The sequence below is a fragment of the Algoriella xinjiangensis genome (genome assembly GCF_900115015.1).
GTDB classification, from domain to species: Bacteria; Bacteroidota; Bacteroidia; order Flavobacteriales; family Weeksellaceae; genus Empedobacter; species Empedobacter xinjiangensis.
The window spans coordinates 1-11,816 of the sequence record NZ_FOUZ01000018.1; the positions used below are offsets into that span (position 1 = coordinate 1).

The 11,816-nt window shown below is 30.5% G+C and carries 14 protein-coding genes; 6 read left to right on the forward strand and 8 right to left on the reverse strand.

Going from position 1 to position 11,816, the window contains the following annotated elements; translation table 11 throughout:
- The first annotated feature begins 505 nt into the window (after positions 1-505).
- Entirely contained in the window at positions 506-922 is a 417-nt protein-coding gene (locus BM072_RS14320) for a nucleoside-diphosphate kinase (RefSeq protein WP_092910078.1), read from the forward strand.
- Positions 923-1,022: 100 nt separating this feature from the next.
- Complete coding sequence (locus tag BM072_RS14325; RefSeq protein WP_092910083.1) at positions 1,023-1,475, forward strand: copper resistance protein NlpE; 453 nt, start codon at positions 1,023-1,025, stop codon at positions 1,473-1,475.
- Between the two features lie 98 nt (positions 1,476-1,573).
- On the opposite strand, the gene BM072_RS14330 is transcribed toward BM072_RS14325, so the two are convergent.
- From BM072_RS14330 to BM072_RS14355, 6 genes are all read right to left on the reverse strand, one after another.
- Entirely contained in the window at positions 1,574-2,314 is a 741-nt protein-coding gene (locus BM072_RS14330) for an acyl-[acyl-carrier-protein] thioesterase (protein WP_092910087.1), read from the reverse strand.
- A gap of 13 nt (positions 2,315-2,327) precedes the next feature.
- On the reverse strand, positions 2,328-2,825 hold the full coding sequence (gene ribH, locus BM072_RS14335; RefSeq protein WP_092910092.1) for a 6,7-dimethyl-8-ribityllumazine synthase: 498 nt from the start codon (positions 2,823-2,825) through the stop codon (positions 2,328-2,330).
- A 110-nt stretch (positions 2,826-2,935) separates the two neighbouring features.
- A complete protein-coding gene (locus BM072_RS14340; protein ID WP_092910097.1) occupies positions 2,936-3,643 on the reverse strand; it encodes a tetratricopeptide repeat protein in 708 nt (235 codons plus the stop codon).
- Positions 3,644-3,717: 74 nt separating this feature from the next.
- Positions 3,718-4,314, reverse strand: a complete 597-nt coding sequence (locus tag BM072_RS14345; protein ID WP_092910101.1) for a porin family protein — start codon at positions 4,312-4,314, stop codon at positions 3,718-3,720.
- 11 nt (positions 4,315-4,325) lie between these two features.
- Positions 4,326-5,096 (reverse strand): ABC transporter ATP-binding protein, encoded by a 771-nt coding sequence (locus BM072_RS14350; protein WP_092910105.1) that lies wholly within the window; start codon positions 5,094-5,096, stop codon positions 4,326-4,328.
- The gene (locus BM072_RS14355) at positions 5,096-5,842 is read right to left on the reverse strand and encodes an MlaE family ABC transporter permease (protein ID WP_092910112.1); all 747 of its coding nucleotides are present in this window, start codon (positions 5,840-5,842) and stop codon (positions 5,096-5,098) included. Before BM072_RS14355 ends, BM072_RS14350 begins: the two co-directional genes overlap by 1 nt.
- Before the next feature lie 53 nt (positions 5,843-5,895).
- Between BM072_RS14355 and BM072_RS14360 the strand changes: the two genes are divergently transcribed.
- Both BM072_RS14360 and BM072_RS14365 read left to right on the forward strand, forming a co-directional pair.
- Positions 5,896-6,486, forward strand: a complete 591-nt coding sequence (locus BM072_RS14360) for a SprT family zinc-dependent metalloprotease (protein ID WP_125113359.1) — start codon at positions 5,896-5,898, stop codon at positions 6,484-6,486.
- A 9-nt stretch (positions 6,487-6,495) separates the two neighbouring features.
- Positions 6,496-7,590, forward strand: coding sequence for a mannose-1-phosphate guanylyltransferase (locus tag BM072_RS14365; RefSeq protein ID WP_092910122.1), 1,095 nt, complete (start codon positions 6,496-6,498; stop codon positions 7,588-7,590).
- A gap of 67 nt (positions 7,591-7,657) precedes the next feature.
- Here BM072_RS14365 and BM072_RS14370 read toward each other — a convergent pair whose 3' ends face one another.
- Both BM072_RS14370 and BM072_RS14375 read right to left on the reverse strand, forming a co-directional pair.
- Positions 7,658-8,632 carry a hypothetical protein gene (locus BM072_RS14370; protein WP_092910127.1) on the reverse strand — a complete coding sequence of 325 codons (975 nt, stop codon included), beginning with the start codon at positions 8,630-8,632 and terminating at the stop codon, positions 7,658-7,660.
- A 138-nt stretch (positions 8,633-8,770) separates the two neighbouring features.
- Positions 8,771-9,202, reverse strand: coding sequence for a hypothetical protein (locus BM072_RS14375; protein WP_092910130.1), 432 nt, complete (start codon positions 9,200-9,202; stop codon positions 8,771-8,773).
- 90 nt (positions 9,203-9,292) lie between these two features.
- Between BM072_RS14375 and BM072_RS14380 the strand changes: the two genes are divergently transcribed.
- A complete protein-coding gene (locus BM072_RS14380; RefSeq protein ID WP_092910134.1) occupies positions 9,293-10,189 on the forward strand; it encodes a glycerophosphodiester phosphodiesterase family protein in 897 nt (298 codons plus the stop codon).
- Positions 10,190-11,788: a bacillithiol biosynthesis cysteine-adding enzyme BshC gene (gene bshC, locus BM072_RS14385; RefSeq protein ID WP_092910140.1), complete on the forward strand. Its 1,599-nt coding sequence runs from the start codon at positions 10,190-10,192 to the stop codon at positions 11,786-11,788.
- Positions 11,789-11,816 lie beyond the last annotated feature (28 nt).

Genomic DNA, 11,816 nt, shown 5'->3' on the forward strand with positions numbered 1-11,816 from the left:
AGGGGTTCTATTTTGAAAAACAACCATTTCAAGGCGGAAACTCAATGAAATGGTCCAATTTTCTATGTTGATTTTTTATTTAGGACAGGATTGATCTTTAATATAAATAATCAGGGTTAAAGTATAAAGTACTAAAACCACACTAAAAAAATAATTTTGACTAAAAGTGATGTAACCTATTATTGAAATGAAAAAAATTGATGATAACAAATCATAATAATTCCAACTATCCAAAGGTAAAAAATACCGCTCGCCAAACTTCTTTAAAATAGGTTTCTGATTTTCGGTTTGTAGTTCTTTTGTTTTCAATTTTGTAAGATTTAATCTTAAAAATACAATTTATTCCCTATTTTTCAGTCAGTTTAATTAATTTAACAATTTTCTTAAATTGATAAATAACAGTAAAATTATTATAATAAGAAATTTTTATTACAATAATCGTCAGTTCAAATGATTTTTGTAATTTTGCACTCTTAAAATTAAGTAACAAATACAAATCAATAAAATGGCAAACATTACATTTACAATGATTAAGCCTGATGCAGTAGCAAAAGGACATATCGGAGATATCTTAAAAGACATTACTGACGCTGGTTTCAAAATCAAAGCGACTAAAATGACACAATTAGCAAAGCAAGATGCTGAAGCTTTTTACGCTGTTCACAGTGAGCGTCCTTTTTTCAACGATTTAGTTGAATTTATGACTTCTGGACCTATCGTTGCTGCAGTTTTAGAAAAAGACAATGCTGTTGCTGATTTCCGTACTTTAATTGGTGCTACAAATCCTGCTGAAGCTGCTGAAGGAACAATTCGTGCTAAATATGCTGAGTCTATCGACGCTAATGCAGTTCACGGATCTGATTCTGACGAAAATGCTGCTATCGAAGCTGCTTTCCACTTTGCTGCGAAAGAAATTTTCTAGTCAAAAAAGAGTAAAAAACTATAGAAAAAATCCTTCTGAAAATATTCGGAAGGATTTTTTTTGGCTTAAAAAATCATTATCTTTAATAAAATTCTAAAAAATGAAGAACGTAATTTTAGCCACATTTGCAGTTGCCGCATTGTTGATTACAAGTTGTAAAAGTGAAAGTGAGCAAGTTAAAAATGAAGTAGAAAATCAGGTAGATTCTGTTACAACGGAAGTAAAAACAGCTGAAAAATCAATCAAATACGAAGGAACTTACAAAGGAACTTTGCCTTGTTTTGAGAAAGATTGTAAAGAGGTTGAAATGGAAATAAAATTGCTTCCGAACAATGGTTACGTATATTCTACGAAAAGATTGGGTGTAGATAAAGATGCTATGTTGACAACAGGAACTTTTACGTTTGAGAAAGATGGTAACACGATTATTTTACCAGAAATAGCAAATGTGCCAAATGCTTTTTTGGTTGAAGAAGGAAAAATTATACAATTAGATAAAAATCAAAAAAAGATTGAAACTGCAGATTCTGCAAAGTTTGTTTTGACAAAATAATAAAAGGTTTCTGCAAAGAAACCTTTTATTATTTTGATGTGATCCTGAATCAAGTTCAGGATGACGTGTGATGAAATAAGATTATATATTTTAAAGAATTATTTCAACTCCAATTCGCAAACAAAATTAATTTGTTCGTTGTGTAAAATTTTGAACTGAATAAAATTTTCTTGTTCTAATTTCTGAATTTCGATTGTATCGTTTAAACTTAATTCTTTCAAGAAATTCATTTCAATTGCTTTGATGCGATTTTCTAAAATTAATTTCGGCTCAATAAAATCCAAACACCATTCTAAATATTTGATATTATTCGCATGTTTTACAATGTCTAAATCCGAAAATTTAACTTGATAAATTTTAGTTTCAGTTGGTTCAAAATCAACCGATAATTTCGAATTATCTTTTTCTGTTGGTTTCAAATCCGGAAATCGTTCAATATGCGAAGAATCGATTTGTAATATATCTGGTCGACGCGTTTTTGTGTTAAAAACAGCCCAAAGACTTGATGCACCAACCATTTTTTTACCATTGTGTTCTAATGTAAAATCACGAATAGATTTTGCACCTTTCAAGATTTCAATCCATGTAATAACTTCAATAAAATCTGACCAAGTTGGCAATTCTTCAATTTCAATTCGGATACGATTCATCACCCAAGATTGATCAAATTGTTGCAAATCTGGAAATCCTAAACCTCCTTTTGTCGCATGTTCTGATGCTGTTAACTGAAAAAGATTGGCTAATTCGGTTAATTTCATTTTTCCATTAGGCGAACATTGAGAAAAGTAGATTTCCCACTCTTTTGCATATTTTGATTGAAAATCTGAGGAAATTGCCATTAATTTTATTCTATTATTTCGCTAATTTATCTTTAAAATCTGCCATCATTACGGCTGCAACTCCAGCTTCTATTCCTTTGTTACCATGTTTTCCTCCAGAACGATCAATTGATTGTTGTTCGTTTTCGTCTGTTAATACACAAAAAATAATTGGCATATCGTGTTTAATGTTCAAATCTTTTATTCCTTGCGTTACGCCTTCGCAAACGTAATCAAAATGTGCTGTAGCGCCACGAATAACGCAACCAATAACAATAATTCCGTCTAAATTAGGATTTGCTTTCGCAATTTTATCTGCGCCGTAAATCAACTCAAAACTACCAGGAACGTGATATAAATTTACATCTTCTGCATTAGCTCCTAAATCAATCAAAGTGTCTTTAGCGCCATCTCGTAGATTAAATGTGATATGATTATTCCATTCTGAAGTTACAATTGCAAATTTTTTACCTGCTACATTTGGTAATTCTGCTTTGTTATAGTGTGATAAGTTTTTATTTTCTGTTGCCATTTTGTTTTATTGAATGGTAAAATTACAAAAATGATTTAGTTTATACTTTGACTTATATCAATAAAAAAAGCCGAACAAATGTTCGGCTTTTTGATTTTATTACGATTATCTTATTTCGTAGTTTCTGAAGCATATTTTAAACGCTCGATAAACTTAGAAGTTTCACCGTTGTTTGCGTTTGGATATTTATCTTCTAAAGCTTGAAAATATTTTAAGGCATCAGCATTTTTTCCTAATTCCATTGCAATTTCTCCAGCTTTTGTATAATAAGTAGACTGTAAAGTCTCTACTTCTGTAGCTTCTGCAGCTTTTGCGTAATATTGTAGACCTTCGTCCATTTTATTAGATGCAACTAAAGCATTACCCATCATACCGTATTTTTGAGCTAACATTACGTTATCATCTGTGTCAAAATCTTCTAATAATTTTACAGCAGATGCGTAATCTCCTAATTTATAGTAAGAACTAGCCGCTTTGAAACGTGCTAAATTTCCTGCATCAGTATTTCCGTATTCATCAACAATTTGTTGTAATCCTTGAAAACTACCTGCACTACCATTAAGCGCTACGTTAATAGAATCTTGATCAAATAAACGCTCGGCTTGTACCATTTCTTTAAATGCGTCTTCTGATTTTGGTTCTACGACTAATTTTAAGTAAGCAAAATAACCTAAAACAGCTACAATAATTACTCCTAAACCAATCCCAATTGCTTTAGCATATTTTTCAACAAAAAACTCTACGTTGAAAGCTGTTCTATCTAATTTTTCTACGAATTGCTCTGTAGCGAATTCTTCTTTTTTATTATTTTTTGCCATTTTAATAATTTACGAGGTTGCAAAAATACATTATAGGTTAAATATATCCAATAAAATTATTTACAAACAACTCTTTAGAATAAATATGCGACTGTTAAGTTTAACATTTGTGGACGATTTTCTGTTTTGTAATCGTAGCTATCATGAATAAATTCTGAAGCAACTTTTCCAAATCCGAACTCGTAACGTAAGTCAAATAATAATTTTGATACTTCTACACCTGCACCAATTTGCATCCCAACATTAAAGTTATCTTGTTTTGCATCTTTAATGTCTTTGTACGAAATTTTATCATCAAAATAATAAGAGAATACTGGACCAGCCTGAACATGCGCTAAACCTAAGAATTTTTTCCCTACGTTAACTGGAATATCCATACGTTTTTTTGTTACGTTAAAGTTATCTCCGTTAACATCATATTCATTTTTGTATTGAGAATATAATAATTCGGGTTGTATGTAAATTCCTGCTAAAGAAATACGAGCTAATGCACCAGCTTGGAAACCTGCTGAAGCTTTACCATCTTTTTTGAAGATATTTCCTGCGTCTTTAAAAACTTCTCCTTTATCTGTATTAAAAATTGCTCCACCTTTTAGACCAAAATTGATGTTTTGTGCTACTGCAAAATTTGATAATAAGCCTACAAAAGCAGCTAAAATTAATTTTTTCATTGTATTATTTTTTATTGTTTTTCTTTAAGTAATGCTTCTCTCAATTTCTTGAAAAGATTTGACGAATATACAAAATCTATAACATTTGGATTATCAGCCACCAAAATCTCTTCTTTTGTACCTTCCCACTCTAAAAAACCATTCTTAAGAAACACAATATGATCACCAATTTCCATCACCGAATTCATGTCGTGTGTATTTACAACCGTTGTTGTATTGTACTCTTTTGTAATATCATAGATTAACTGATCGATAACCAAAGCTGTTTTTGGATCTAGTCCAGAGTTTGGTTCATCAGCAAATAAATATTTCGGATTATTTACAATTGCTCTTGCAATGGCCACACGTTTTTGCATACCTCCTGATATTTCTGAAGGATATTTTTTTAATGCAGTTCGTGCTATTTCTACACGATCTAAAACTGCGCGCGCACGTTTTTCTATTTCTGCGTTTGATGAATCTGAGAACATTTCTAAAGGAAACTTTACATTCTCTAAAATATTCATTGTATCATACAAAGCAGAACCTTGGAAAACTACACCAATCTCAGAACGTAGACGTTGTTTTTCGGCATAATCAAACTCAACCATATTTTCGCCTTCATAAAGAATTTGACCAGATGTTGGGCTTAATAAACCGATTAAGTTTTTAAGGAAAACTGTTTTTCCTGATCCACTTTGTCCAATAATTAAACTAACTTTTCCTTTTTCGAATGTTACTGAAAAGCTTTTTAAAACTTCTACTTCATCAAAAGATTTGCGTATATCTTTAACCTCAATCATTAGCTTAAAATTGTTTGTGTTAAAATTAAGTTGATTACAATAATTGTTACAGATGTCCAAACTACAGCTGTTGTAGAAGAACGACCAACTTCTAATGATCCTCCTTTTACATTATAACCATAATAAGCTGGTATTGTTGCGATTACAAAAGCAAAAACCATTGTTTTAACAAATGTGTAAACAAATAATTTTGTTGCCATATTCATCTGTAAACCAGTTATAAAATCGGCTGCAGACCATAATTGCGTAAATACACCAATGTAATATCCTCCTAATAATCCGAATCCGATACTTACCATTACCAATAGTGGATTAAAAAATACACAGGCAATAATTTTTGGTAGAATTAAGAAGTTTGCAGAGTTAATTCCCATTACATCTAAAGCATCAATTTGCTCGGTAACCCGCATTGTTCCTATACTCGAAGCAATGTACGAACCTACTTTACCTACTAAAATTAGCGACATAATTGTAGGCGCAAACTCTAATACCAATACCACTTTTGTTGCATAACCAATGTATGCATCTGGTACGGGAATAGCTGAACCTTGAAAGTTCTGCGCCATTTGAATTGCAACTACAGCTCCCATAAATGTAGAAATGAAAGTTACAATACCTAACGAGTTAACTCCTAAATCGTATATTTCTCTTACAGTCAATTTCCAGAAAACACTCCATTTTTGAGGTTTACTAAATACTTTACCCATAAGCATAAAGTATGACCCTATATTTTCGATTAATTTCATTACGACAAAATTAATATTTTTATTGGAAAGGCTTTTTATTTATCTTGCACAATGTGAATTTAGAACATTTAATTTCTTATCTGCCCATAAATGCCGACTTGTTTGTAAGAAATTGGTTAGAAAATCATTTCGTAACCCTTAAAATTACACAAAGACGTGAAACAAAGTTAGGTGATTATCGTAAACTTTTGGCGTCAAATCGTCATCAAATTACAGTAAATGGTGATTTAAATCCTTATGCTTTCTTTTTTGTTTTTACACACGAAGTGGCACATCTCAAAACTTTTGTACAATTTGATTCGAGAACAATCAATCCACATGGCAAAGAATGGAAAACTATTTTTGGTCATTTACTTATAGAATCGATCAATATTTATCCAGAAGAATTAAAACCTTACATTTTATATCATGCAAAACATCCGAAAGCTAGTTTGGGTGCAGATATTAATGTGTCTAAATTTATAATTGCTGATAAAAATCCTACTCAAACCTACCTCGAAGATTTAGAAGATGGCACGGTCTTTTCTATCGGAAAAAGAGTTTTTCAAAAAGAATCCAAACGCAAATTAAGATATCTTTGTTTAGAACTTAAATCCAAAAAAAAATATTTGATTAGTGCAACTGCTACAGTTAATAAACTTTAAAAAAATATCATGAATAATAAAGATAACTATGCTGTTATTCTTGCAAGTGGTACAGGAGTGAGATTATGGCCATTGAGTACAATAAAAAAACCAAAACAATTTCATGATTTACTTGGAATTGGAAAAACATTTATCCAATTAACTTACGAAAGATTAAAAAAAATAATTCCGGTAGAAAACATATTTATTGTTACAGTAACCGATTATAAGGAAATTGTAAAAGAACAAATTCCCGAATTTTTAGACGCTAATTTTATTTTTGAGCCGCGTGTTATGAATACCGCTGCATGTAATTTATTAGCTGCAATGACAATTCAACAAATTAATCCGAATGCAAAATTAATTATTTCGCCATCCGATCATTTTGTTTTACATGAAGACGAATTTATAGAAAAAGCGACAATTGCTTTTGAAAATGCGGACGATGATAAACTAATTACTTTAGGCGTTGCGCCAACTAGACCAGATGTAAATTACAGTTACATCCAGTTTATAGAGCAGCCAAAAGCCATAAAAAAAGTAAAATCGTATGTTGATAAACCTGATTTAGAATTTGCAGAATCGTTTATTTTAAGTGGCGAATTTATTTGGAATACAGGTATCTTAATATGGTCGGTAAAAAGTGTAATAACTGCTTTTAAAGCGCATTTACCGGTTATGTTTGAAACGTTAGAAAAATATTTTGTACTACCACAAGAAATTCAGAACATAAAAACGCTAAAACCAATTTACACAACATTAGATGTAACGTCTATAAATAAAGGTATTTTAGAAAAAGCAGACAATGTATATGTTATTCCGACAACGTTTGGTTGGAGTGATATTGGAACGTGGTCGGCGATTTACGAAAAATATAAATACACAGGCGAAGATCAAGACGAAAATCAAAATACATTGTTGTGTAATCACTTTTCGGGCTATAATGCAACCAATAATTTTATTTATTCGACAGAAGACAAAGCCATTATTTTAGACGGTTTAGAGAATTATGTTGTGATTAATTCCGACAAAGGTTTATTAATTTGTCCGCGCAGTAATGTGCAACAAATAAAATCGTATGTAAGCGATTTAAAATTACAGAAAAAAGGAGAAAAATATTGCTAAGCATATCTTTTAAACAAAAAAAATCTACTCAAATTTGAGTAGATTTTTTTGTTTTATATAAGTCTGATTATTTTAAAGTAATCACATTTTGACCAACTTTATAACCATTTTGATAAATATCTATTCGATATTCTCCTTTCGGAAAATCATAATCAACCCAATCAAATGAAACACGAGAACCAGACATGTTGTTGTAATTTACATTTACACGATCCGAATATTCAATTGTTGCACCCGAACGTAAATTTGTTTGCCCAGAATTAGCGCCTTTAAACTTTCCTATTTCGCCATTTGGTTTAAAAATAGTTACAAATAATTCTTTGTTTTCAGATTCTGCATTCAAGTTTTTATCCAAATCAAACGAAACACGAACTTTATCAATTCTTCTTGCTCTAGTCGTTTCTACTTCTTTTCCACTCGATTTTACACGTAAACCTGTAATTTTATAATTAGAAATAGATAAAGTAGAATTTGTTTCTTTTATTAAGTTTTGACGATTCTCTTTTTCTTCGCTCAAATTTGACTCAACATTTTTCTTTTGTTCAGATAAATTTGAATTTTCAGAAGTAAGCACCGTATTTTTATTCGTCAATTTTACGTTTTCTTCTTTCAAACGATCAATCTCTTTTTTGTATTGTTTGATATCAGTTTGTAACGAAACAATCAAACGTTTTGCGCGTTGCAATTCGTCACTTGTAATTCCTTCTTTATTTAAAATAGATTGAATTTCTTTTTGCTTGTCTAATATTAAACGATCTTGGTAACTTAACGAAGAATCTTTTTTAACAACACGCGTTTTTGCATCTTCAAAATCTGCACGTACAATACGCAATTCTTGTTTCAAAATCTCTCTTGATCGTTCCAAATCATTAATATTCCCCTGCATTTGCGAAGAATTTTTGTTATTTGTCTCTTTCTGATAAACAATATAACCAACAGCAAATAACAATAAAATTGCTAATGCGGCGATTGTAATGTTTTTGACAAAATCTTTGTTGTGTTTAGAATTTTTAGAAGGTTCTAAATCTTTGTATTCGGTCATTGTTTTATTGAATTTCGGAGAGAGTATCTTTTTATAACAAAAACTAAACCATTTACATTTTTTATACAGAAAAGTTAAAAATTTAACATTTATATGCTTTCTAAAAGAAAAGTCTTGCATAAATATGCAAGACTTTATTTAATTTTCTTCTTTTTTTATTGTTGTAGCAGCATCATCTAATTTATCTTCTGCTTCTTGTTTCAGATCAGCTGCTTTTTCCTCAAGCTCCGATTTTTCATCTTTCAAAGCATCTTGTATATCCGACACTTTTTCTTTTACATACGTACTCGTTTCGTGCATTTGCTTTTCTGCAACATCTTTTACATCATTATACTCTTCTTTTGTACGCTCTTTAAAATCTTGTGCCGCTTCTTTGGTTTTTTCTTTTAATTCGCCTGTAGCTTCTTTTAGATTATCGAATGTTTTTTTAGCAAATTCAGACGCATCGTCAGCAATCAATGTTCCTGTTTTTTTTACTGTAGACGAAACGTCGTCAAATCTATCACCTGCAACGTCAATTGCAGTTTCAGTTTTTCCTAATAAACTCTTCAAAAAAGTTCTAAGTCCCATAATAATTATTTTTAGTTGATTATTTCAGTTTAAATTTACATCTCTTTAAATTTAAAGACACTATTTTTTATATTTATTTTAGACAAGTTTATGAACATCAAATACATTAAACGATTATTATTTGGATTAACACTTCTAAATTTTACGCTTTTTTACAGTTGTAATCCTCAAAATAATCAAACAAAAGATGCATCAATTAATTCATCTGACGAAATAACCTTCAAATATTCGACCAAAAATAAAAATTACGTTAGTGCGCATCGTGGCGGAAGTGGAATTAAAAATTATCCTGAAAATTGTATCGAAACATTTGATTATTTACACCAAAAAGGAATACAAATTTTTGAAATAGATGTTGCGGTAACCAAAGATCAAAATTTAATTTTGATGCACGATAATTCGTTACAACGAACAAGTACGGGGCGACAAGATGTCAATCAAATTAACCTAAATCAGATTAAGGAATACTTTTTGGTAGATGATTTTGGACAACAAACGTCATACAAAATTCCGACTTTTGCAGAAGCACTAAATTGGGGAAAAGACAAGCCAATTTACTTTATGGTTGACATAAAAAAAGGTGTTGATTATGCCGCAATTGTTTCGACAATTAACCAAGCAAATATGCAAAACAAAGTGGTTTTAGTAACGTATAGCGTTGGACAAGCGAAGAAATTAAACCGAATTGCACCAAATATGCTTTTATCAGTTTCGATGAGAAATGAGCGCGAATTTAATGAAATGATGAACAGTGGTATTCCGACTGACAAAATGGTTGCTTTTACAGGAACACGACGTAATGACAAATCATTGTTTGATAAAATTCATCAAAAAGATATTTTAGTCATTTTTGGCACATTAGGTAACTTGGATAAAAGTGCTGCGGCAAAAGGAAATCAGCTTTACAAAGATTTAGAAAAAGATGGAGTTGATATTTTTGCAACCGATCGCGCACTTGATGTTCAACAAACAATAAATAAAAATTAAATGGAAAAAATATCATTAAAGGATTCAAATTATTTTTCAAAATTGATGTTGAATTATATCAATCAAGATGAAAGTTTATCCGAATTCTACAATCTATTTCCAACCAAAGAAAACTATATAAAACAAGCGCAAACTAAGCTTGAAAATTATAAAAATAGAGAAATTCTTGTTGAACAAATTAAGCAACAATTAAGCGGTTTAGATTTATCTAAAAAGCAACAAAAGAATTTAAAAAAGCTTGCCGAAAAAAATACAGTAACTATAACAACTGGGCATCAATTAAATTTATTTACGGGTCCGATTTTCTTTTTCTATAAAATTCTTCAGGTCATCAAAGCATGTAAAGAATTGAATAATGAGCAAGACGAAATAAATTATGTTCCTGTTTTTTGGATGGCAACGGAAGATCATGATTTTGATGAAATAAACCATTTTAAGCATGGTGACAGAATTATACATTGGTCAAAAAAACACGGTGGTCCAGTTGGTCGTTTATCAACCGAAGGTTTAAAAGAAGTTTTTGAATCTTTTTTATTGATTTTACCAAACGGAAAAAAGAAAACTCAACTACAAGAATTAATCAACCAATCTTATTTATCGCACGATAAATTAACAGATGCTACTAGAAAATTAGTTCATCTATTATTTAAAGATTATGGTTTATTATTTGTTGATGGAGATGATAAAGAATTAAAAAAATTAATGATTTCTACTTTTGAGAAAGAATTAATTCAGCAAAAATCTTATCAACATGTTATTCCACAAAACGCTAAATTAGAAGCTTTAGGCTATCCAATTCAAGTTAATCCACGCGAAATAAACTTGTTTTATATGAAGGACGATAATTCGCGCGAACGAATTATTGAAGAAAATGGAACGTATTTTGTCAATAACACTTCTATCACGTTTACACAAGAAGAAATTTTAAACGATTTACGTCAAAATCCAGCTAAATTTAGTCCAAATGTAATTTTACGTCCGCTTTATCAAGAAACAATTTTACCAAATGTCGCGTACATTGGCGGCGGTGGCGAAATGGCGTATTGGTTACAATTAAAGGAAATGTTTGCTCAATTTGAGGTAGATTTTCCGCTTTTAGTTTTAAGAAATTCAATGTTAATTCGTACACAAAAACAGCACGAAAAACAATTGAAATTAGAATTGAGTAACGAAGATTTATTTTCGAATAGTTTAACTATTACAAAAGAACGCGTTATAAATTCGTCTAAAATTGCACCAAAAATTCCTGCTTTGGAAGACGAATTGAAAAGCATTTTTGACCGATTAGAAAATTTAAGCGATTTAACTGATTCTTCTTTTGCAGACATGATACAAGCGCAGCGTACAAAACAATTGAAAGGTTTTGAGCGAATCAAAAAAAGATTAATACATGCAGAAGTTAAACAAAACGAAGCAATTTTGAATAGAATTGAACAACTTTTGAAAGAGCTTTCTCAACAAAATAGTTTACAAGAACGTGTCAAAAACTTTGCAGATTTTGACTATTTAGATGTTCACTATTTTATTGATTTTATTGCAGATAGTCTTCAACCTTTCGAGTTTGAGTTTATAATAAATACGCTTGACGAAGAATTTTAAACGAAACATAATTCGTATATTTGACAAC